At 49.2% G+C, this 23,300-nt stretch carries 18 protein-coding genes; 11 read left to right on the top strand and 7 right to left on the bottom strand.

What is annotated here, in order from left to right; translation table 11 throughout:
• The first annotated feature begins 257 nt into the window (after window positions 1-257).
• The 4 genes from SHEWMR4_RS17240 (at window position 258) to SHEWMR4_RS17225 (ending at window position 3,030) form a co-directional block, all read left to right on the top strand.
• Window positions 258-779: a type II secretion system protein gene (locus SHEWMR4_RS17240; RefSeq protein WP_011624031.1), complete on the top strand. Its 522-nt coding sequence runs from the start codon at window positions 258-260 to the stop codon at window positions 777-779.
• Window positions 780-936: 157 nt separating this feature from the next.
• Window positions 937-1,647 (top strand): hypothetical protein, encoded by a 711-nt coding sequence (locus SHEWMR4_RS17235; protein ID WP_011624030.1) that lies wholly within the window; start codon window positions 937-939, stop codon window positions 1,645-1,647.
• 531 nt (window positions 1,648-2,178) lie between these two features.
• Window positions 2,179-2,586: a hypothetical protein gene (locus SHEWMR4_RS17230; protein ID WP_011624029.1), complete on the top strand. Its 408-nt coding sequence runs from the start codon at window positions 2,179-2,181 to the stop codon at window positions 2,584-2,586.
• Between the two features lie 9 nt (window positions 2,587-2,595).
• Entirely contained in the window at window positions 2,596-3,030 is a 435-nt protein-coding gene (locus SHEWMR4_RS17225) for a hypothetical protein (RefSeq protein ID WP_011624028.1), read from the top strand.
• A gap of 193 nt (window positions 3,031-3,223) precedes the next feature.
• Here the strand turns inward: SHEWMR4_RS17225 and SHEWMR4_RS17220 are convergent, their stop codons facing one another.
• Window positions 3,224-3,883 (bottom strand): 3-oxoacid CoA-transferase subunit B, encoded by a 660-nt coding sequence (locus SHEWMR4_RS17220; protein ID WP_011624027.1) that lies wholly within the window; start codon window positions 3,881-3,883, stop codon window positions 3,224-3,226.
• A 9-nt stretch (window positions 3,884-3,892) separates the two neighbouring features.
• A complete protein-coding gene (locus SHEWMR4_RS17215; RefSeq protein ID WP_011624026.1) occupies window positions 3,893-4,600 on the bottom strand; it encodes a CoA transferase subunit A in 708 nt (235 codons plus the stop codon).
• Window positions 4,601-4,740: 140 nt separating this feature from the next.
• On the opposite strand from SHEWMR4_RS17215, the gene SHEWMR4_RS17210 reads away from it, so the two are divergent.
• The 4 genes from SHEWMR4_RS17210 to SHEWMR4_RS17195 all read left to right on the top strand — a co-directional run bounded on the left by SHEWMR4_RS17210 (window position 4,741) and on the right by SHEWMR4_RS17195 (window position 11,108).
• Window positions 4,741-5,619, top strand: coding sequence for a 3-hydroxybutyrate dehydrogenase (locus SHEWMR4_RS17210; protein WP_011624025.1), 879 nt, complete (start codon window positions 4,741-4,743; stop codon window positions 5,617-5,619).
• 154 nt (window positions 5,620-5,773) lie between these two features.
• Window positions 5,774-7,825 carry a PHB depolymerase family esterase gene (locus SHEWMR4_RS17205; RefSeq protein ID WP_011624024.1) on the top strand — a complete coding sequence of 684 codons (2,052 nt, stop codon included), beginning with the start codon at window positions 5,774-5,776 and terminating at the stop codon, window positions 7,823-7,825.
• A gap of 386 nt (window positions 7,826-8,211) precedes the next feature.
• A complete protein-coding gene (aguA, locus tag SHEWMR4_RS17200; protein WP_011624023.1) occupies window positions 8,212-9,324 on the top strand; it encodes an agmatine deiminase in 1,113 nt (370 codons plus the stop codon).
• Between the two features lie 77 nt (window positions 9,325-9,401).
• Window positions 9,402-11,108: an amidase gene (locus tag SHEWMR4_RS17195; RefSeq protein WP_011624022.1), complete on the top strand. Its 1,707-nt coding sequence runs from the start codon at window positions 9,402-9,404 to the stop codon at window positions 11,106-11,108.
• A 178-nt stretch (window positions 11,109-11,286) separates the two neighbouring features.
• Here SHEWMR4_RS17195 and SHEWMR4_RS17190 read toward each other — a convergent pair whose 3' ends face one another.
• Both SHEWMR4_RS17190 and SHEWMR4_RS17185 read right to left on the bottom strand, forming a co-directional pair.
• Window positions 11,287-12,276 carry an alpha/beta hydrolase gene (locus SHEWMR4_RS17190; protein WP_011624021.1) on the bottom strand — a complete coding sequence of 330 codons (990 nt, stop codon included), beginning with the start codon at window positions 12,274-12,276 and terminating at the stop codon, window positions 11,287-11,289.
• 2 nt (window positions 12,277-12,278) lie between these two features.
• Window positions 12,279-13,454 (bottom strand): CynX/NimT family MFS transporter, encoded by a 1,176-nt coding sequence (locus SHEWMR4_RS17185; RefSeq protein ID WP_011624020.1) that lies wholly within the window; start codon window positions 13,452-13,454, stop codon window positions 12,279-12,281.
• A 157-nt stretch (window positions 13,455-13,611) separates the two neighbouring features.
• Between SHEWMR4_RS17185 and SHEWMR4_RS17180 the strand changes: the two genes are divergently transcribed.
• On the top strand, window positions 13,612-17,118 hold the full coding sequence (locus SHEWMR4_RS17180) for a PAS-domain containing protein (RefSeq protein WP_011624019.1): 3,507 nt from the start codon (window positions 13,612-13,614) through the stop codon (window positions 17,116-17,118).
• A 98-nt stretch (window positions 17,119-17,216) separates the two neighbouring features.
• Here SHEWMR4_RS17180 and SHEWMR4_RS17175 read toward each other — a convergent pair whose 3' ends face one another.
• From SHEWMR4_RS17175 to SHEWMR4_RS17165, 3 genes are all read right to left on the bottom strand, one after another.
• On the bottom strand, window positions 17,217-17,888 hold the full coding sequence (locus SHEWMR4_RS17175) for a response regulator transcription factor (RefSeq protein WP_011624018.1): 672 nt from the start codon (window positions 17,886-17,888) through the stop codon (window positions 17,217-17,219).
• A gap of 131 nt (window positions 17,889-18,019) precedes the next feature.
• Window positions 18,020-20,296, bottom strand: coding sequence for a TonB-dependent receptor (locus SHEWMR4_RS17170; RefSeq protein WP_011624017.1), 2,277 nt, complete (start codon window positions 20,294-20,296; stop codon window positions 18,020-18,022).
• A 192-nt stretch (window positions 20,297-20,488) separates the two neighbouring features.
• Window positions 20,489-21,415 carry an alpha/beta hydrolase family esterase gene (locus SHEWMR4_RS17165; RefSeq protein WP_011624016.1) on the bottom strand — a complete coding sequence of 309 codons (927 nt, stop codon included), beginning with the start codon at window positions 21,413-21,415 and terminating at the stop codon, window positions 20,489-20,491.
• Between the two features lie 453 nt (window positions 21,416-21,868).
• Between SHEWMR4_RS17165 and SHEWMR4_RS17160 the strand changes: the two genes are divergently transcribed.
• Complete coding sequence (locus SHEWMR4_RS17160; protein ID WP_011624015.1) at window positions 21,869-22,570, top strand: spondin domain-containing protein; 702 nt, start codon at window positions 21,869-21,871, stop codon at window positions 22,568-22,570.
• Between the two features lie 11 nt (window positions 22,571-22,581).
• Window positions 22,582-23,292 (top strand): spondin domain-containing protein, encoded by a 711-nt coding sequence (locus SHEWMR4_RS17155; protein WP_011624014.1) that lies wholly within the window; start codon window positions 22,582-22,584, stop codon window positions 23,290-23,292.
• Window positions 23,293-23,300: the final 8 nt, after the last annotated feature.

The following is a 23,300-nucleotide window of genomic DNA, read 5'->3' as shown; positions in this document are numbered from 1 at the left end:
GCTTTTGTGCTCACTGGTATATGAGTTTTCAAAAATATCAGGGTTAGTCAGTTTGATTGAATATCTATGCGTAATTATCGATTAATTACCAAATAACTTTAGTCCTTAAAAAACTTTTTTGTAGTTTAATTTCACAAAAATCAGCGTTTGTTCACAATTTGAACTGATTTGTGTAATTTTGAAACAATTTAGCTTGAGCAGTTTAAAAAGTGTACGTATGGTTTGTTTGGTTAGCTATTCAATGAAGGTAATTTATCATGCAAAAACAAACTGGATTTACCCTGATAGAGTTGGTCGTTGTGATCATTATTCTTGGGATCTTAGCTGTTACGGCTGCACCAAAGTTTATAAATCTACAATCCGATGCGAGGGAATCGACACTTCAAGGGATGAAGGGAGCATTGCAAGGAGCAAATTCATTAGTGTATTCAAAAGCAGTAATAGCGGGGCTCGAAAAGGCTAAAGCCCAGATCGTGACATTGGAGCCTGGGGTTATTGTCATCGCCGATTATGGTTACATGACGAGCAATACTTCTGTTGGAATTGTTGCAGAAGACTTAAAGGACATATTAGATGTGAGCTTGCAGGAGTTAAGTGATGATACCACTTCAGTGTCCTCTGAAGATTGGGGGATCCGCATTATTAACGGGACGAGTTTTAAACTGGTTCCAAAGGGAAAAACTGCAGATAGCACGGCATCTAATGCTTGTTATTTAGTCTATGAGGCTGCAACTGCAACCACTTTACCTCAGTATTCGACAGTGGATAGCGGTTGTTAACATCTTACCGTTGTTAAAAGTCTGTTTGAATATTTATGCAAATTGACGTGTTTGGTGAAGCCTTTAGGGGAAGTCAGTTTGTTGATGGTCATTTCGGCAATTTCGAGGGATGGAAATGAGTTAACTATGGGATGTTATTCCGCATTTGGGGTTCTAAATGAAAACACAGTATTTATCTATCCTGCTGATATCCATTGGCATCTTATTAGGAGGATGTGGAAGTGAAGCAGACGCTGGCACCGTTAAGCCAGCATTACAGAAAGTTGCATATGTTGTTGCTGGTGTAGCCCAAAATGTGGGGGATGTATGGACAGTTGGAGAGGCGGCTCTGAGTGCACCTCAAGAGTTGGCCAAGCGTATCAACATAGGTTTATCACTCTATGCTGCATTTGGTCCATCAATCAAAGAGCACAATGGTAAAGCGATTCTAGATCAAGCTCCCTATGACCGTGGTTTAAAGCCTCCAGTCATTTACAACACAAATGGCATCAAAGCGCTAACTGGAGTGGAGTTGCCATGTGCGCGAGTGATTGAAGATTGGGGGGACGGCAGTAACATCATCACCTGCCTAGACAGTAAAGATAACGATATTGGTCGGTTAGTTGTCGATGGTCAGTGGGGGAAAATCTGGGCCTCAATAGAAGGCGCTCAAATTGTGCAAGACTTTCAATTTGTGACAGACATTGAGTGGGTTGCTGACACCCTTGAAGACCACTCCCAGGTTATCTTCACCGTTGATTTAGGCGGAATTATTCTCACGGGTGATGAGATTCCACAAGTCAGTGAATTATACGGCAGGATCATCAATCTAAAAGATGGCCAGCAAACAGAGAAGTTCGACGAGAAGTTTGAGTTCCAAAAGACTTAACTCACCCAGTTTTCGCGTGACGCTAATCTATTGTTATCCCCAATTCACCGGTGGCTGATATTGAGGGGGGGACAATCTAAAGACAGTATCTAGGTGGTTAGCTGGACCCAATCCTATCGGCCATGTCTTTAAACGTTAAATTCAAGCTAGATAACAAAACCATTTTTTCGATATGTAGTGCATTTTCACCGTTAATCAGTCACTTGTTAGCCGGATATGAAGCTGACTTCCATGAAGAAGTTAGGATTCTCAGTGGCAAACCATTCCTCGTTCAGGGGCTGCAAGATGCATCAATTTAAACCAAATAGGAAGCCACCACTAAGCGATTTTCGGCCGGCTAACCCCAATCATTCTCCAGAATGATAACCAGAGATAGCCTGGCCAATACGAACAACCAATAGAGAGGTAACCATCCATGAAACATAAAACTAAATTTGCATTACTTGAATTAGCTAACTTATTCCTCATTCTCGGATATGCCGTTGTGTTCGCTTGGGTAGCGCTAAAGCTTTTCTGATGAGGAGATAACTAATGATATCGGTAAGAATCATTTTGCTACGTATAGTCGCAATAGCATTCCTCCTAGGCTTTATCCAACTATCGGTAAGGGCGGAGGTTGAGCCATCGGATGACACTACGAACTTCCTCAACACTTGTGCGGCTTTAGCTCAGTCAATCCGTGACTTGTCTGTAGGAGATGAGAGTGAGTTTTATGCTGAAGCACGAGTTGTACTTGCTGAGCAGGCAAGAGTCAGGCAGTTTGGATTTAAATCAGCTAGTTATATCAATGTAACAGCCGAGAGACTTATTAATGAGAATGCTCTATTTGATGAGAAAGCCTATACCAAAGAGCAATTAACCCGTTATTTCCAAGATGTAACTAGAGCAGCAACTAACATGACTTGTGAGAGTTATGTCGCTCGGTTTATCAACAAATAGAAAACCATTATGAAAACATCAATCAAAAGCCTCGTTGTCGGCTTAGCTATCGCTTGTTCGTTTGTTGGCTCATTTATAGTCAATGCTCAGGAGCCTGAACCATCAAAAGAGATCGGAGAATGCATTCTCTTAGCTGCGGCTTTGAGAATGGAAATAGATGATCAAACAGAATCAGACTCTTATGGCGTTATGGTGGGTGAGTTGGTTTATCTACACTACTACTTTGAAACGGGTCGGACATTAACCCAGTCATACAATGATAACCAGTACTATAAAGAGACGATCCAAGGGGCCATTAAAGTCGGTGCAGATATCTCTGCTCGTACATCTGAGGAGTTATTGCTCAAGATGTTTTATCAAGATATTAAATCAAATATTAATAGTACATGTTGGGACTTAGCCGTTAAGACACACAAACAATTTTTGCCCGTAAATCTGAGTTAGTTATGGCTAGAGATTCTCGAGGTAATCTAATTGTAATGATGAAGATTGTAGAGATGGACATCGCTAAGCAATTTCCCTCTCTACTTTGACCGCTTCTATGCAAGCAGTGACAGATTTAATGGTTAAGGAATCCGTGTTCACTCCCATTAACCTTCTGTCTTCCTCCTCTGTAACATGCCTTATTCGAAGATGGTTAGTTAAACATCATTTCGGGGACATGCTCAGGTACCACCAATTCGCCAGCGGTGAGCTTAATAATCTCCTCGACACTCACACCGGGCGCGCGTTCAAGTAGATGAAATTTGCCTTCTTTTATTTCGATAAAGGCCAAGTCTGTCAGTACTTTTTTGATGCAGCCCTTGCCCGTTAGCGGCAGGGTGCACTCGGTTAATAATTTGGATTCACCGTGCTTTGAGGCGTGGGTCATGGTCACAATAATATTGTCGGCGCCGGCGACAAGATCCATGGCGCCGCCCATGCCCTTAATTAATTTGCCCGGGATCATATAGGAGGCGATATTGCCCTGAGTATCGACCTCAAAGGCGCCTAATACGGTGAGATCCACATGGCCGCCGCGGATCATGGCAAAGGACTCGGCCGAGTCGAAGATGGCGGCGCCCCTTGCCATAGTCACTGTTTGCTTGCCAGCATTGATTAAGTCGGCATCGACCTCTTCCATCGTCGGAAAAGGCCCCATCCCTAACAGACCGTTTTCGGATTGCAGCATCACTTCAATGCCTTCGGGAATATAGTTAGCCACCAGTGTGGGGATACCAATGCCAAGATTCACGTAATAGCCATCTTTGAGTTCTTGGGCGACGCGCTGGGCGAGTTGTTCTCTTGAAAGTGCCATAACCAAATCCTATTTGCTGGAGGGGCGGGTAGTCAGTTGCTCGATACGTTTCTCGAAGCTGCCTTGGATAAGCCTATCGACATAGATGCCGGGCGTATGGATTTCATCGGGATCTAATTGACCCGGTTCGACAATTTCCTCCACCTCCACCACGGTTATCTTGCCCGCGGTGGCGGCAAGGGGATTGAAGTTACGGGCAGTTTTGCGAAAGACTAAATTGCCGAAGGTGTCGGCCTTCCAGGCTTTGACTATGGCAAAGTCGCCTGTAATAGATTCTTCAAGAATGTAATGGCGACCATTGAATTCTTTGACTTCTTTACCGATTGCTACGTCAGTGCCATAGCCGGTTGCGGTATAAAAAGCTGGAATGCCCGCGCCCGCCGCACGCATTTTTTCCGCTAGCGTACCCTGCGGCGTGAGTTCGACTTCCAGTTCGCCAGACATCATCTGCGCTTCAAAGTTGGCATTTTCGCCCACATAGGAGGCGATCATTTTTTTGATCTGTTTATCGAGCAATAAGATCCCAAGTCCGTATTCCGTAGTGCCGCAGTTATTGGAGACGACGGTCAGGTTTTTGGTGCCCTTGTGTTTGATTTCTTTGATTAGATTTTCAGGAATACCGCAAAGGCCAAAGCCGCCCGCAATCACCGTCATCCCATCTTCGAGTCCCGCTAACGCATCGCTGTAGCTGGTAACCACCTTATTCAATCCAGACATGGAGTGCTCTCTTACGCTTGCTGAAAGTGTGGCGCTTACTATTACCCAATTTTTCGAGCGCTCCTATGGTACTAAGGTGCCAAATAAAACCGCGGTCAATTGCCATATTCTAATGGTATTGAGTCTGGGGTGTTGGGGATATGCGCCCCGCCATCCCTGTGTTCAAGGCATGGATAAAGGGCTGTGACTGGATTTTAAAGCATCGGGAGACAAGCAATATGGCGGTTGAACACTCAGGGTTAAAGGGCAAGGTGGGGCTGATCACCGGCTCCACCAGTGGAATTGGTTTAGCGACGGCTCATGTGCTGGCGGAGCAAGGTTGTCATCTTATTCTGCACGGCTTAATGCCCGAAGCTGAGGGGCAACGCTTGGCGGCGGAGTTTGCCGAGCAATATCACATTCATACTTTCTTCAGTAACGCCGATCTGCGGGATCCAGAGAGCATTCATGCCTTTATGGACGCAGGTGTTAAGGCTCTGGGCAGTATTGATATTTTGGTGAATAACGCCGGTATTCAACACACTGAAAATGTTGCTCATTTCCCGATTGATAAATGGAACGACATTATCGCCATTAACCTGTCCTCGGCCTTTCATACCATTCAACAAGCCGTGCCTGCGATGGCCGAAAAGCGTTGGGGCCGCATTATCAATATCGCCTCTGTGCATGGTTTAGTGGCCTCGGTCAATAAGGCGGCCTATTGTGCGGCTAAACACGGGATTGTCGGCCTAACCAAAGTCGTGGCCATCGAGTGCGCCGAGCAGGGGATTACCGTCAATGCGATTTGCCCTGGCTGGGTGGATACACCGCTGATCAACAAGCAGATTGAGGCCATCGCCAGCAATAAGGGCTTAAGTTACGACGAGGCTAAGTATCAACTCGTCACGGCAAAACAACCCCTGCCAGAGATGCTCGACCCGCGTCAGATTGGTGAATTTGTATTGTTTTTATGTAGCAGTGCGGCGCGGGGTATTACCGGCGCATCGCTGGCCATGGACGGTGCCTGGACCGCGCAATAGGTTAGTATCCAAGGTCGGTCTAATCGTTTTTAGCTCAACAGGTTAGTATTACTTTAGCATCTACTTCTAAAGACCCATATCCGTTTAAAGGCGATTCACCTAGGTTTAGTTTGATGTCTATTTTCAAACAAAAATAACCTTAAAGGTGATAACAATGAAATGGAATAAATCGTGTCTCGTCGCCCAATTTCTACTCCTTGTAATTGGGCTTTTTTCATCTCTGACGTACGCCGGAAGTTGGCAACAGAATGTAGCCATTGGTGGTTTTAACAAAGTACATATCTACACTCCAGATACTGACGCTAAGGTGGGCGACGGTAAGGCATTGATGTTAGTGCTGCATGGCTGCGTGCAACCCATCAACAACTATCTCACTGCCAACCTTGAACAGGCTGCAGAGGCTCACGGCATGGTCATTGCCGTACCCGATGCGATGAATAAGGCGGGCTACAGCTGTTGGTCCTATTGGCAGGGCAGCATTAATCGTACATCGGGGGATTATAAAAATCTGATTAACTTGGCCAATGCCCTGTCGGGTGATGTAAACCGTCATATCGACCCGACTCAGGTGTATATTGCAGGACTCTCCTCGGGCGCGGCGATGGCAATGCAAACAGCTTGCGTGGCACCCGATGTGTTTGCAGGGGTGGCCTCAAGCGCGGGGCCAAGCATAGGGACGAGTTCGAATGGGGCGATCTCTACCTGTGAAACCGTATCGACATCTACTTTTAAATCACGCTGTGAATCCTACGCGGGTAGCTATAAGAGTTATTTGGGGACTCAGTTAGCCGTGATTGGCCATGGTAAGGCCGACACTACGGTCAACACTTGCTATAACCAGCAGAATGCCGATGGTTTTGCCACGGTTTATGGCGTGACTAAGTTAAGCGGAACCAATGCGTTATCTGAGGGCGCTGGACATACGGCATCTGAAACCCTGTGGAGCAACAAACGGGTGGCAATGTTGTGGTTCGATGGCTTAGACCATTCATGGTCTGGTGGGGCGGGTGCATCGGGGGATTATGTGGCCGACGACAGCATTAACTTTGCCACCTATTTAGGAAAATTTTTTGCCGACAATAACCAAAGGGTAAACCGTAATGCCTTGCCTACCCTTGCCAATGTCACAGGTGCAGATAACGCGGGCGTGCTGACTGTTTCTGGCATGGCTAATGATAGCGATGGGTATGTCGCGCAGGTAACTATGGGCATTTATTTGCTCGACGGTGCGGGCCAAAGCCTGATCGGCAATGTGAGTACCACAAGCCTTGGTAGCGACGGCAGTTTTCAGCTATCTAGCCAGAGCTTAAGTGATGGTCTGTACAAGCTGGTGGTACAAGCAAGTGATGATGTGTCTGCGCTTAGCGCGCCAGTGGAGTTAACCGTACGTGTTGGGCCTGAGCCTGCGAATGCTGCGCCAGCACTGAGTAATATTCAGGTGAGTGTTTCAGGACAATGCGCATCGGTGACGGGCTCGGTTGTTGATGCAAACCAAAATTTAGCCTCGGTGACCGTTGGTTTTAGTTCTGGTCAGCAAGTCAGCGCGAGCATTAATGGCACTCAATATAGCGCTCAAGGCTGTAATTTACCGGGCGGTGCGAATCTTGCGACCGTGATTGCGATGGATAGCACGCAACTCTCCAGCCAAGACAGCATTAACTTTACTATCGATGCGGGCGTGACGGGGGATTACAACACCCATATTAATCTTGGTCATATCACTTGGGGTGTAGGCTATTCCGCCTGTTATCTTGCCTTCGGCACTGGGCAATTTACCATGCGCGAATACGCGGTGGGCAGCTCGCAATGTCAGTGGGTTGCCGATGGCAATACTAGCTGCGCGGGGCCTCAGCAGGCATGTACTGGTAGCACAGGTGGCACCACTGAGCCTACAGATAGCGACAACGATGGTATTAGTGACAGCATAGATAACTGCCCTAATGTCGCTAATGCGGATCAGGGGGACAACGATGGTGATGGAATCGGCAATGCCTGTGATACCACGCCCAATGGCGATACTTATCAATGTACCCAAGTCACGGCGAGCAACTATGCCCATGTCACGGCGGGCCGCGCGACCAGCAGTGGCGGTTATGCCTACGCTAAGGGTTCGGGTCAATTAATGGGGCTTTATAACACCTTCTATAGCAGTACTTTGGCCAATACTGCTACCAATTACTATGTGGTTGGTAGCTGTCCTAACTAAGTAAAAAGGTTGATTAGGGGAAGGCCCTGACTGGGTTATGTAGGCTTGATAACAAAGGCGAACCTTATGGTTCGCCTTTTTGCATTGGCTTGGGTGGATGGCGGGGGCGGTTACTGACAGCAAATAGCGCATTATCCTGTAAATTCTCACCAATGCCCTGCATAGCACTATTCAGCGAAAGCCGTCTTAAATGATAAGATAGGCGCCAGAATTTTTATGAGGTGAAAACTCACCTAGTGAAGACGTGGCAATTTTGACCTAACGCGCCGCGTGACGAATGCGGTTATTCGATTTATTGATTTGATTATGTTAGGTGTATTTCTATTCTGTCGTCCTAAACGGGGCGTACACCCTTATAGATTTGAGCATTACTGGAGACAAAACTCATGACAAACGCGAATGTGGATGCCACGCAGTTAACGACTAAGCCATCACAAGATGGTTTTTATATGCCCGCCGAATGGGCGGCGCAGCAAGCCGTATGGATGATTTGGCCATATCGTCCTGATAACTGGCGCTCTGCAGGTGCTTATGCTCAAGCGACCTTTGCTAAGGTGGCCGATGCCATTGGTGGTGCAACTCCCGTTTATATGGGTGTACCTCAGGCCTTTTTAGCCGAAGCGCAAAAAGTGATGCCTTCCCACGTGACTCTGGTCGAAATCGACAGCAACGACTGCTGGGCTCGCGACACTGGACCTACTGTGGTGGTCAATGCCGAGGGCGAATGCCGTGGCGTGGATTGGGGCTTTAATGCTTGGGGTGGTCACAACGGTGGTCTGTATTTCCCATGGGATAAGGACGAACAAGTTGCCGCACAAATGCTCAAGCAACATGGTTTTGCCCGTTATAGTGCACCGTTGATCCTCGAAGGTGGCTCTATCCATGTCGATGGTGAAGGCACCTGTATGACTACGGCCGAATGTTTACTGAATGCCAACCGCAACCCAGACCTGACGAAAGAGCAGATCGAAGCTTTACTGCGTGACTATTTGAATGTTAAGCAGTTTATCTGGTTGGAAGAGGGTGTTTATATGGACGAAACCGACGGCCATATCGACAACATGTGCTGTTTCGCCCGCCCAGGTGAAGTGATCCTGCACTGGACTGACGATGAAACCGATCCACAATATCCACGTTCGAAAGCCGCGCTGGATGTGTTGCAAAACACAGTTGATGCCCAAGGTCGCAAGTTAAAAATTCACCTGCTGCCGCAACCGGGTCCTCTGTATTGCACCGAAGAAGAATCAAAAGGCGTTACAGAAGGCACTGGCGTACCGCGCACTGCGGGCGAGCGCTTAGCGGGCTCTTATGTGAACTTTTTAATCACCAACGACCGCATCGTATTCCCACTGCTTGACCCTGCAACCGACGATATCGCTGCGCAAAAATTGCAGGACATTTTCCCTGAGCACAAGATTGTGGGTGTGCCCGCGCGGGAGATTTTATTAGGTGGCGGCAATATCCACTGTATTACCCAGCAGATCCCTTCTGGCAAGTAAGTACACCAAGGAGAACAGTATGACGCTTAATGTCACTGTTATTGCACCACAATTGGTTTTCTGCGGGAGGGCGTAAGATGTTTGAAGTAACTGAAGTTTCCATTGCCGAGCTGCGTGACGCACTCGAATCCGGCCGCACAACTGCGGTTGAGTTGGTGAAATCCTATTTGGCTCGAGTGGCGGCTTACGATGGCCCTGCCACTGAGACTAAGTTGAATGCGTTAGTGGTGCACAATCCCGATGCGCTCAAAGAAGCCGAGGCTTCCGATGCGCGCCGTGCCCGCGGCGAAACCTTAAGCCCACTCGATGGTATTCCTTACACCGCTAAGGACAGCTATTTAGTGAAGGGACTGACGGCGGCGTCTGGCAGCCCAGCATTTAAAGATTTAGTGGCCCAGTACGATGCCTTTGCCGTCGAGCGCCTACGCGCCGCGGGTGCTATTTGCTTAGGCAAAACCAATATGCCACCCATGGCGAATGGCGGCATGCAGCGTGGTCACTATGGCCGCGCCGAAAGCCCCTACAATGCGAATTATCTGACTGCGCCCTTTGCCTCGGGTTCTTCCAACGGTGCTGGCACTGGAACCGCGGCAAGCTACTCGGCGTTCGGTCTTGCCGAAGAGACTTGGTCGAGTGGCCGTGGCCCTGCATCCAACAACGGTTTGTGTGCCTATACACCGTCTCGCGGCGTGATTTCGGTGCGCGGCAACTGGCCATTAACCCCAACTATGGACGTGGTCGTGCCTTATACCCGCACTATGGCGGATATGCTCGAAGTGCTGGATGTGATTGTGGCCGATGACCCTATTACCCGTGGCGATCTCTGGCGCCTACAACCTTGGGTTCAAATCCCTAAAGCTTCTAGCGTTCGCCCAGAATCCTATCTGGCGCTTGCCGCCAGCGCCGACACCCTTAAGGGTAAACGTTTTGGCGTACCACGCATGTACATCAACAAAGATGAACTTGCAGGAACCAGCGAAAACCCAGGTATCGGTGGACCAACGGGACAACGTATCCATACTCGCCAATCGGTTATCGATTTGTGGGAAGCGGCGCGTAAAGCCCTAGAAGCTGCAGGTGCGGAAGTGATTGAAGTCGATTTTCCGCTGGTGTCTAACTGTGAAGGCGACCGCCCTGGCGCGCCGACCGTGTTTAACCGTGGCATAGTCACGCCACAATTCCTCCATGATGAATTATGGGAATTGTCGGGTTGGGCGTTCGATGAGTTCCTGCGGGCGAACAACGACCCTAAACTCAACAAGCTTGAAGATGTGGTGGGGCATTTGATATTCCCCCATGACCTCGGCACCTTGCCAAACCGTGAGGGTGATTTAGCTGCTGGCATGGAAGAGTATGTCAACATGGCCAAACGCGGCCTGAAATCCTATGACCAGATCGACAGTATTCCCGATGGTCTGCGTGGTTTAGAGAAGACCCGTAAGCTGGATCTCGAAGACTGGATGGACGGACTTAAGCTTGATGCCGTGCTGTTCCCAACCGTGGCCGATGTCGGCCCCGCCGATGCCCATGTGAATCCGGCCTCAGCCGATATCGCTTGGAGCAACGGGGTTTGGGTAGCAAACGGTAACCTTGCGATTCGCCATTTAGGCGTGCCGACTGTGACAGTGCCTATGGGCGTAATGGCCGATATTGGCATGCCAGTGGGATTAACCTTCGCGGGCCGTGCCTACGATGATAACAATCTGCTGAAGTTTGCCGGCGCGTTCGAGTCGACGGGCAATAAGCGTATGGTTCCGCCGCGTACACCGCCGCTGAGTCAATAAGCTTTACGCCGTAAGACTGAGAAATACAAAACGGGATGGGTAACAATACCTATCCCGTTTTTTATTGTGTGACTCCATTATTTTAAATCGCTTCTTTCATCATAACCGACTTAAAAAATAAGCACCTACAAGCATATCTTGGGTGTAGGTGCTTTGAGGGAGAGTTTGAATAGGCGAGCTAGCGAGTAGCTGCGGTTACGGGCTCTGCTAAAAATGCGGCAATCATGCGGTAGGTCGCAAGGCATTCTTGCGAAACCAAATCCTGCAGCAGCATATAGGCGTGGATCATGTCTTCAAATTGATGGTGCTGCACCTGCACGCCAGCCGCCGTTAAGGCGTTGGCATAGGCAATGCCTTCATCTCGCAGTGGGTCGCAGCCCGCGGTAAATATCAAGGTGCTGGGCAGTTTGGCGTTGAACTCGCCATGTAAGGGGGAAGCTTGTTTGACTCGCTCGGCATCCTTAGCCACTTCTTGAAAATATTGCTCGAAGTACCATTGCACCCTAGGGGTTTCGAGCAAGAAACCTGCACCATTACTCAGATAGGAAGGGCTCGTCATAGTGTAATCTACGCTGGGATACACCAAGATCTGTTTGGCGATGTTAAGTGTGCTGTCGCTGAGGCTACGTTGGCTGAGGCTAGTGCATAGCGCGCCACCGGCACTGTCGCCCATGATGCTCACACCTTGTTGGTATTGCACCTCAGTCAGCACGCTTTGATAGTGGCGCAGGGCGTATTCGCAGTCATCAAGTCCCGCCGGATAGGGATGTTCGGGCGCGAGGCGATACTCAACACTGATCACCACACATTGAGCGATACTGGCAAGGTGACGACAGATAGGGTCATATAGCTCCACACTGCCGCACATATGGCCGCCGCCGTGAAAATGTAATACCACGGGCAGCGCTTTACTGGGCGCAGGGCTATAAACACGGCAGCCAATTTCCCTGTCGCCATGCTGTGCATCCTTAACTTGCCATGCCTTATCGGCGATATAACTCACCTCGGGCTTAGCACTCATCAGGGCCGCGAGTTTGTTCAAGTTTTCCCGCAGCAGCTGCGGGCTGTATTGAATATTTTGCTGTTTCGCGAGGGCGATATTCTGATTCGCTAACTCAAGAAAATCCGTCAGCTTTGCTGAAGCGGTACCGCGTGGGGAAACTTGCATGCTTACTCCTTAGCTTGTCCGGTTTCGGGGAGAAAATAGCTGCCAACAAACACTGTGGCGCTTAATAGGGTGATCAGCACAAACGAGGCGAAGTAACTGCCTTGGTTGATATCCACGAGCTTGCCAAACAGCCATAGCACTAAGGTCGAAATCAGATAGCTGATGGACCAAAACAGGCTAAAAATCACCGTGATTTTTTGGCTGGTCATCTTAGGTAGCTCGTGGGGAATCGAGACTAAAGCGGTGACGGGTAAAAAGATGCAAAAGCCTAAGACGATGGCGCACAGGGTTTGCAGCCAGGGCGCCGAGCCAAAGGAGAGCCCTAACACGGTTAAGAAAATAAGCAGGCCGCTGAGGCGAATAATTGGCAGGCGCAGGGGCTGTTTACGGCTATAGAGTATCCCCGCTATGGTGCCGACAATCCCAAAACCAATCACCCACTTACTCTGGCTGATGCCCGCCTGCGGATAAAAGGTGAATAGGCAAATATAAAAGGATAATAATCCCGAGTAGGTGAGGGCATAGGCCCAGTTAAAGCCGTCTTTTAAGCCATCGAGATAGGAGTATGAGTTGATGGCATCTTGTTGTGTATTGGCTTGATGGCTAGGGGCTTGTTCAAACTTCACCAATAACCACAGTAGCGCCAGTACCAGACTGGCAATGGAAAACACCAGAAGGCTTTGTTGCCAACCGCCGCTGATGGCGTTGATGCTTGGCATACCCCAAAGCACGATAGCCGTGCCCACATTAAAGGCCACCGCGTTTAATCCGTTGATCACTGGGCGCTCTTCAGGGGCAAACCAGTGCATCACAATCGGGTTGAAATAGACAATCATAAAGGCGCCGCCCAGCCCCATTAAAAAGCGGCTCACCAGCAGTAACTCATAGTTTGGGGCGTAGGGTGTCATGATGCCCGTGACTATCAATAAGGCCGCGACTAAAAACGCATACTTCACCCCAAATTTGAGGGTGAGATAGGCCGCAGCAAAGGTGCCGACAATTTTGGCTAAGGTGACAGCGCCGCTCAATAAACTGGCGGAGGCATAACTCTCGATATGCATCGAGGCCATGATGTTATTCATACTCGCGGTGCCGCCAACCCATGCCATTGCAAATAAGACGTAACTGGTAAAAACCAAGCCTTCTACGAGATATTTATGGGTAATTTTTATCGGCATAGTTGTTTAAAACCTCGAGTCAATATTGGCCGTAGGTTAGCCGATGGGGGGGGATAAATAAGTACTACCTTAGTGCACCGTGCTGTTATCAAGTGTTTAACAATTTGTTTGTCTAGTGTAGTTTGGCTAGGTGTATACAGGTTGATTGGGGAATATCTTGCTGGCGTGGTTGTCTGTTGATACTTGGTGGATCAGCGTTATATCGATTGCCTATTTGGCTGTGCTGTTTATTGTCGCCCAATGGGGGCAAAATCAGGCGATAGATCAATGGCGTAAACGGCCTTGGGTGTACAGTTTATCCTTGGGGGTGTGTTGTACTTCTTGGGCGTTTTACGGCACGGTAGGGCAAGCGGCGACCACGGGCGCTTGGTTAGCGCCCATCTACATAGGTTCGATAATCTGCCTAGTGCTGGCGTGGCCTATGTTGATGCGCACATTGCAGATCATCAAAAGCCAAAACCTGACCTCGATTGCCGACTTTATCGCCTGCCGCTTCGACCGCTCGCCTAAAATTGCCGCCAGCGTTGCCATGGTGTCGCTTTTTGGCACTATTCCCTATATCGCGCTGCAACTGAGGGCGATAAGCACCAGCTTCGACCTCTTAACTGGTACTTTTCAATCTGGGATCAGCACGGCGTTTATCGTTACTATCGTGTTGATTATCTTTAGTATCTTATTCGGTACACGGCAGCTTTCGGCCAGTAAACAAAATCAAGGGTTGGTTCTGGCGATTGCCTTTAGCTCTATCGTTAAGCTGTTTGCGCTCACCACGGTTGGGTTGTTCGCGACTTTCTATGTGTTTGATGGTTTTAGTGATTTACTCGCTCGGGGTCAGCATTTACCGCCGAGCTCTGAGGGTAATTCACTCTATTTTGTGCTGTCACAAATTCTGCTGGGCGCCATTACCATCTATGCGCTGCCTCAGGAATTCCACATGATGATGATTGAAAATCATCATGCCAAAGAGTTAAAAGCCGCCCGTTGGATGGTGCCACTCTATCTGCTGCTGATTAATGCCTTTGTATTGCCTATCGCGCTTGCGGGGCAGATTAGCTTTCCCGGCGGCAGTGTCGATGCCGACACCTACGTGCTGACCTTGCCACTCTTCTATCAGCAAGCTTGGCTGGGGATCTTGGTGTATATTGGCGGCCTTGCGGCGGCAACGGCCATGGTCATTGTGGCGGCGATTGTACTGAGCACCATGATTTCGACCGAGATTTTGACTCCATTGCTGCTGAGATTACCGAAATTTAGCTCGCAGCAGACGCCGCAGCTCGCAGGGATATTGCTCAATTTACGGCGGATATCGATAGCGGCGATTCTGCTATCGGCCTTTGCCTTCGAGCGTTATATCGATCAGCAGAATCACTTGGCCAGCATTGGCTTGTTATCCTTTGTGCTGTTGTCGCAGTTTTTTCCCGCCGCCGTGGGCGCGCTCTATTGGCGCCGCGCTACCACCCAAGGTGCCTTTTGGGGCATGTTGATGGGCAGTTTAGTCTGGCTCTATACCTTGCTGCTACCCGCGACCTTCCCCGATGCACTCTGGGTCACCCAAGGGCTGTTGAATATTCCATGGTTAACTCCAACCGCGCTATTTGGCCTGACGGGGCTGGATAATATCAGCCACGGCCTACTGTATAGTTTGCTTGCGAATGTCGGTTGTTTTGTGCTGATTTCGTTGCTGAAAGAGCAGAGTGTGGGGGAAGTGCTTCAAGCCGATGTGTTTGTTAACCGTAAACAGGTGGCGCTGGAAAGGCACCTCTCGGTTGAGGATCTGGCGAGCCTATTACACCGCTTTATCAATAAGGAAGAAGCCGATGCCCTGCAGGCTAGGGCGAAAGTGCTTGGATCGGAATTGCAATTAGCCACACGGCGCGAGGAGCTGGTGGATTACACCCGCCTTAAGCTGTCGGGGGTGCTTGGGTCTGCCTCGACGCGGATGGTGATGAATGCCGCCTCACGCTCGCAGCAAATGCCGCTGGAGGATGTGGTCAGCATAGTCGATGAGGCTAACCAGATCTTCGAGTTTAACCGCGAGTTGCTGCAATCTGGGGTCGAAAACATCGAGCAGGGGATCAGCGTGGTCGATGCCGATATGCGCCTAGTTGCATGGAACAAACGCTATATTGAATTGCTTGATTATCCTAAAGATTATGTCAAAGCAGGCATACCGATAGAGACGCTGCTGAGATTTAATATTGAGCGCGGCATTATTGTGGGCGATGAGGCCCATGAGTTGGTGGAAAAGCGCCTCGCCCATATGCGTAGCGGCAGCCCACACCATTTTCAGCGCACTATGCTCGATGGCAAGGTGCTGGAGATCCGTGGTCAAGCCATGCCGGGTGGCGGCTTTGTCAGTACCTTTACCGACATTACCGCCCATATTCAGGCAGAAAAAGCCCTGCAACTGGCTAACGAAACCCTCGAAAAGCGGGTCGAAAGCCGCACAAGGGAACTCGCTAAAGCCAAGGCCGAAGCCGAGGCGGCCAATAGCAGTAAGACACGCTTCTTAGCGGCGGCGAGCCACGATTTAATGCAGCCCTTTAACGCGCTCACTCTGTTTACCGAGATGCTCAAACAGCGGGTGACGTCGACCGAACTCAAGGATCTCGCCACCCATATCGAAGCCTCCTTAAATGTGGTGGAGAGTCTGCTATCCGATCTGGTGGAAATCTCCCGCCTCGATGGCGGCAGCCTTAAAACCGAACAGAGCCAGTTTGCACTCGACGATGTACTCTCGACCTTAGTGAATGAATTTAAAGCTTTATCCGCCGAGCAGGGCATCGATTTTTCCTATCAGTTTTCCTCCTGCCTAGTGCAGAGCGACCAACGTTTGCTGCGACGAATTATTCAAAACTTCCTCTCCAATGCGTTCCATTATTCCCCTGCGGGGGCACTTAATCGGCAAACGCCGGTATCAATGAATGCCAGCGCGGCCTTGGCTAAGCCAGTGGAATCCGCCTTTGTACCTAAGGTATTACTGGGCGTGAGGCGGCTCGAACACAGCCTGCTTATCCAAGTGTGGGACAATGGCCCCGGCATTCCTCAAGATAAGCAGCAGGCGATTTTTGGTGAGTTTGAGCGCCTCGAGCAAACGCGGGAGATCCCAGGGCTTGGACTTGGGCTCGCCATTTGCGACCGCATCGCTAAGTTACTCGGGCTTAAGATTGCCTTGCACTCTGAGGTGGGCAAAGGCACTTGCTTTAGTGTCGAAGTGCCGCGAGTCTCTGCCCTGAAAAAACCTTCCAATGTCGTTAAACTTCGCAGTGAGGAAGAGTCTGTTAGCGATAGCTTTAATATCAGCGTGTTAGTCATAGATAACGACGAGTTGATGTTAAAAGCCATCTCCTCTTTGTTGTTGGGCTGGGGCTGTCATGTACTCACCGCGCGGGATAAAACCAGTGCCGAGCAGCAACTGGTACAGCAGGTGTTGCCTAAGCTTATCATTGCCGATTACCACTTGGATGATGACCAAAACGGTGTCGATCTGGTGCAAAGCTTACTCACTCATCCTGTGTTTAGCAGTCAGTGTCCGACCTGCATTATCTGCTCGGCAGATCCGTCTGAATCTGTACGTCAACACACCAGCAGTGCACTGTTCAGTTTTGTGCGTAAACCCGTTAAAGCCACCGCCTTAAAACGATTGATTAAGCAATTGTCTTAACTCTGCACTATCGTGGTTCTGGCTTAATAAATGCGGATAAAAAACAGTGGCTTAGTGCCACTGTTTTCTTTAGGTTTGGATTTTGGAGCCTAGGTTAGTTAGGCGTTGATCGGCGGTTTATCGTTGCTGGTTATCATCAACTGTTGGAAGACTAAGCCTGCCTGAGTGCGGTTGTAGACTTCGAGTTTAACCAGTATCGCCGATACGTGTTTCTTAACCGTGGTCTCTTTAATATCAAGATCATAGGCGATCTGCTTGTTTAAGCGTCCATTGGCAATGCTGGCCAGTACTGTGTACTGCTGTGGGGTTAATTGCGCCAGTTGCTTCGCTAAACGTTGATGCTCGGCAGCGGTTTGCTGATCGACGTTGATATCTGTGTGTTCCGGTAGCCAGACTTCCCCTTCGAGCACAGTGGCAATGGCGGTGGAGATCTGGGTTAAGCTGGCAGATTTGGGGATAAAAGCACTGGCGCCAAAGTTAATGGCTTTACGAATAATTTCGGGCTGGTCATCGGAGGACACCATGATCACCGCGATATCGGGAAAATGATTCTGTAGTAGAGTTAAGCCAGTAAAGCCCTCATTGCCGGGCATATGTAAATCGAGAAAGATCAGTTCAATATCAGGATTATTCTCAACGAGCGTAATTAATTCTTGAAAGTTTTCTGCTTCTAATACATCCGCCGTATTCACATTCTTGAGAACAGCTTGCGTTAAGGCTGTACGAAATAATGGATGATCATCAGCAATTGCCACTTTTATCTGAGACATAATCCGTTCCCTTTATTTTTTTAACTCAGTTTAATCCCACTAAAAATTAATGCTAGATAATATTTAAAGCCGTTAAATTAATAACCGACTCACGGGAGTCGGTTATTATTATGCGTCAATAACATTATATTCTAGAAATTATAGCCAACGGTGAGAGAGATAGTCTCTGGATCGCCATAATAACCAATTAATGTATTGTCACCGCCTAAACCTGGAGTATATCCGCCATTACCATCTGGGGTCACGAAGGCATAGTTACCGACCAGATATTCTTCGTTAGTGACGTTTTTCCAATGCAGACCCGCGTGCCAGTGACCGTCGTTGCTGTACCAGTTTAAGCCGAGGTTCAGCAGGCCATAACCATCTTGGCTCAAGAGGTTATCTACTACGGCTAAGTCGTAGTCGCTGCGATAGTAGTAGTTACCGTTGGCTACAAAGCTGCCGATATCCGTATCGATATTGTAGCTAAATCCAACGTTTGCCGTAGTATCTGGGGTGTTGGTGATAGTATAAGTGTCGCTGATATCGATGCGGTTTCCATCGTCATCGTAGGAGATCACTTCCTCGAAGCTAGCATCGATTAAGCCCAGAGTCGCGAACAGATTCAATGACTCAGTCGCGGCGTATTCCACTTCGAGTTCCAGACCCGTGGCCGTCGATTTACCAATGTTGCCTAGACGTTGGTTAAGATCGGACGCGTTTTCACCGGGTAATACGGTCACGAACTGTCTGTCTTTATGGTCTAAGTAGAAGGCGGTTGCGTTAACACGCAGCCTGTCAAACCATTCACTCTTCATACCCAGTTCATAGGAATCAACCACTTCTGGATCGACCGCTGGCTCAGCAAAGCTTGCACGAGGATTGAAAGTCCCAGATTTAAAGCCCTGTGAGTAACTGGTAAACAGCATCATATCGTCGCTGAGTTGATACTCTAAGCCTAAGCGTGGATTGAGTTTCGACCAAGTTTCTTCATCATCTAACACCTTAGGAATACTGGCGTTGATGGCATCTTCATCGCGAACATATCCTGGGATCCAGCCCGTTTCGGGGTAAAGCGTAGTAAACATGACGCCGTTATAGACAGTTGCATCCTTGGTTTCGCGGGTATAACGCAGACCGGCGGTCATCGACAATTTATCTGTGATGTCGTAAGTGCCTTGAGCGTAGGCGGCATAGCTTTCACTGTTGTTGCAACCACGAACTTCACGAGTGAGACCACCGTAAGCTTTATAATATTCATATAGGATGGCATCGAACACCCCGCAGGAATCGCCTTTAAAGTAATAAAGGCCTGATACGAGTTTCAAATCATCGCCGTCGTAGTTAGCTTGGAATTCCTGACTGAATTGCTCGTCATCGTAGATTGCGGGCACATCGAAAATGCGTAGACTCGTGTTGTCAAAGTCGATGTTGGTGGGCGAATAGCTCTCACGGGATGAGGTCACGGATTTTAGCGTCCAGTCATCGTTCAAGCCGTATTCAATCGTCAGCCCCCAACCTTCGGTTTCTACTTTGTTCCAGGTTGGCATACTGGTGTAAGAGTCGTATTTGCTGTCTGGCACAGGGGCATCGGTCAGGACACTGGGAAGCATACGGTAGCCGCCCTTGGAATTCGACTCATCTGTGGTTTTGTCGTAGTTGAGGCGCATAAACAGGTTGTCGGTTGGCGTATATTCTAAGCTCAGACGACCTGCCATAACATCTTTGTTATAGTTTTCAGTATCTTGACCAGGTACTGCTGAGGTTAGAAATTCACCATAACCATCGCGGTTTAAGCTTGCGAAGGCGCCACCAATATACAGTTTGTTATCAATTAAAGGTAATTGACCTGCTATCTTGTAGTCTTGCTGGTTGTAGCTGCCGATGGTGGCATTGAGGTTTAACTCAGCGTCCCCGCTCATCTTCTTGGTCACGTATTTGACCGCGCCGCCGATGGTATTTTTACCATAGAGGGTGCCCTGAGGGCCGCGTAGTACTTCGATACGTTGTACATCGAGGATATCGAGCACCGCGCCCTGTGGGCGGGCGATATACACATCGTCGATATAGATACCGACGCCAGGCTCATAGCCCCAGAGCGGATCTTCCTGGCCGACACCGCGAATAAAGGCCGTGAGGGTAGAGTTAGTGCCGCGACTGGATTGCAGCGTGGTGTTGGGTGAAAATTGCTGGATTTCAGTCATCACGCTGATGCCATTTTCCGCCAAATCGTCAGCACTGACCGAGGTCACTGCAACTGGTACGTTTTGCAGGCTCTCAATGGACTTACGAGCGGTGACTTCAATGCGTTCTAAGGTGGCTTGCTTCTCCCCGGTGCTATTTTCATCCTCGGCAACAGCATATTGTGCTGCCAATGCAGATGAGATAGCTAAAGCAATGCAACTCATTTTGATAGTATTCTGTTTCATACAGATTTCCCGTTGTAGTATTTATTTTTTAAAGGTTGGTACTTACTACTATTTTTCTGATTCACATTGACTCTATAGTAATTATTTAAAATTTAAATCGGTACTATAGTAGTATGTGTTTTTAACTCATTGTTTTTATTTTTATAGCGATACGTTGAATATCGATACTCAGGGTTTATTTATTATTAAACCCTATATCCCCCAAAGATTGATTATTTCTGGCATGCTGCTGATAGGCGCTTTTAGTAAAAAGTCTCCCGTTTTCCCGCCGTTTTTAATATCTGGATTAACGGCAATGCCATGGCCCATATTATTTATTTCGACTAACGAAATAAGGTTATTACCACTCGTATCGGACCAAGTGCTAACACTATAGTCGGCATATTGCTCGACTCTTGGTGTTTTATTCGCTTGGGTCAGTGCGACCCACTGGGCCGAGAGTTGTTTGGCATTTTCAGGATTCACCACCACATCATTTTGCCCGGTCCACACGGTTAAGGCGGGCCAGTGTTGTTGGTTCGGATGCACCTGTTTGGCAAAACTCACTAATTCTTCAACAGACTCTGCGGGGCCCTTTTTCATGCAGGAAATGGCTTTGGTCAGGTTATCGGCGCAGGGGTAAGGCAGGCCTGCGATCACCGCGCCTGCGGTGAATAAATCGGGATAATTGACCAGTGCGGCGCTGGCCATGGCGCCACCGGCGGACAGGCCAATCACATAGACGCGTTTTGCGCCGGATTGGGATTGGGCTTTGGCTATCATGTTTTTCAGCGATAGCATCTCGCCGCTATCCACCTGAGTATCCTGCGCTGAAAACCAGTTATAACAACGCTTTACATTGTTCTCAAAACTCTGTTGTGGCACCAGTAAGCTAAACTTTTTCTCTTGGGCGAGGGCGGTTAAACCGCTATTGTTGGCCAGTTCGACCCCATCCTGCACACAGCCGTGCAGCAGCACTACGAGCGCATCTTGGCCTGGGCCTTCGGGCGATAAATAGGAGGCGGTTAACTCACCGGGATTGGCGCCAAATTCGCTAAATGCCTGATACTCACTCTGGGCATAGGCGGGGGTGAATAACAGTGCGCTGAGGCAAGTGGCGATGAGTGTCAATTTGCGCATAGGAGTGCTTCCAAGTTCATGATAGTGAGAACTTGCTGAATTTTGCGGCGTCTGACAATGGCACTTTAGTTCCAGAGCCTGATGGCGACCTCGTGTTTGTTGACGCTAGGCTAGCTTGGTTAAGAAAACGACTTGGCTATTTTCTCTCTAAAACGGCTTAGTTTCGTCTTTGAAAAATGCTGACGGCTGAGTCCGCGTCCCAAACATTGGCCTAGCTATTTGGTGATTTTTACCTAATGACGAGATTTCCTCGGCCTTATGACTTGGACTAACTCTAAATACTGACTGCATTATTTTTATTCCTGCAAGATACACACTTGCGCTCACTCGCCTTGATTTAACCCATGCTTTGGTGGTTACCCATGCATTGTGATTAATTTGTGATAATCAGGGGATATTTGAGTGAAATTCCGAGCGGATGCTTTCTCTACTATTACTACAAGGAGAAACACCATGGCCCACAAATTTTTGCCCGCAGGCGCCTTACTGGCCGCCGCTCTGCCGTTAGTCGGCAATGCTGCCGAGTTGGAGTTAAGCATTACCAACCTCACCCACGGTAATCATTTTACCCCTGTGCTGATTGCCGCCCACAATGCTGATACCCACCTGTTTGAAAGTGGTGAAATGGCTACTGCCGCGCTGCAGAAAATGGCCGAAGGTGGCGCTATCGATGAGCTAGTTAGCCAAGTCGAGGCGGCCAATGGAGTGACAGTACAAAACCCCGCAGCTGGACTGATGGCGGCGGGCGCCAGCGTGTCCGGCGTGATGATGGACTCAGGTAGCCAGACTCATTTGAGCCTAGTGGCCATGATACTGCCGACTAACGATGCCTTTATTGGCCTAGATGCTTGGCCTATTCCCACAGAAGCGGGCACTTACACTTTGTATTTGAATGCCTACGATGCCGGTACAGAGGCCAACGATGAAATCATCAACGGCATGGGAGCGCCAGGGCAGCCAGGAATTCCAGCCGCACCCGGCGGAGATGGTGGCAGCAACGGTACAGGCGTGGCCGACAGCTCAACCAATGACAAGGTACATATTCACCCTGGTGTGCTGGGTGATACCGACGCCAATGGCGGTAGCTCCGATCTCGACAGCCGCATCCACCGCTGGCTCAATCCTGTGGCCCGTGTGGTTGTCACAGTGAAATAAGGAGGCTCAAGATGAATAAGCTTCCCGTAAAAATAAGCCTGCTAGCTCTCGCTCTGTTAGGGCTTGGTGCCTGCTCAGACAGTGACAACCCGCCACCTGAGCCACCCGCGCCGCCTCCAGTAGTGATGAAAAGCTTTGAAGTGACAGTCACTAATCTCACTGCCAATCAGCCTATGTCACCGCTGGCGCTCATCGGTCACGACAATGGCATTAAGCTTTGGGAAATCGGCGAAAGTGCCAGCGTAGCGCTGGAGCAGTTGGCCGAAGGTGGTAGCAGTTCCGAATTTGAAACCATGAGCGGTGTTGATGCCATAGTGCGCGGCGCAGGTTTGTTGTCACCAGGCATGAGTGAAACCCTCACCCTGACACTGGAAGAAGACAAGGTCGATGCCCTGTCGCTGCTGACCATGCTGGTCAATACCAACGATGCCTTCAGCGGTATCAACGCTACGGATATTGAATCCTTGGAAAATGGCGCTAGCAAAACCTTCAGGTTGATGGCATACGATGCGGGCACTGAGGCCAACTCTGAGGCCAAGGGTAGCATTCCCGGTCCAGCAGATGGGGGCGAAGGTTTTAATGCTGCGCGGGACGATGTGGATCGGGTCCATGTACATCCCGGAGTCATCAGTCAGGACGATGGTTTGACTGACTCGGTATTGCAGGCCTCACACAAGTTTGACAACCCTGTACTCAAGGTGATGGTAAAACGCACCGAATAAGGGTGAAA

Origin of the sequence: Shewanella sp. MR-4 (assembly GCF_000014685.1) — a bacterium.
Lineage (GTDB): Bacteria > Pseudomonadota > Gammaproteobacteria > Enterobacterales > Shewanellaceae > Shewanella.
This window is presented reverse-complemented; position numbering and strand designations above follow the sequence as displayed.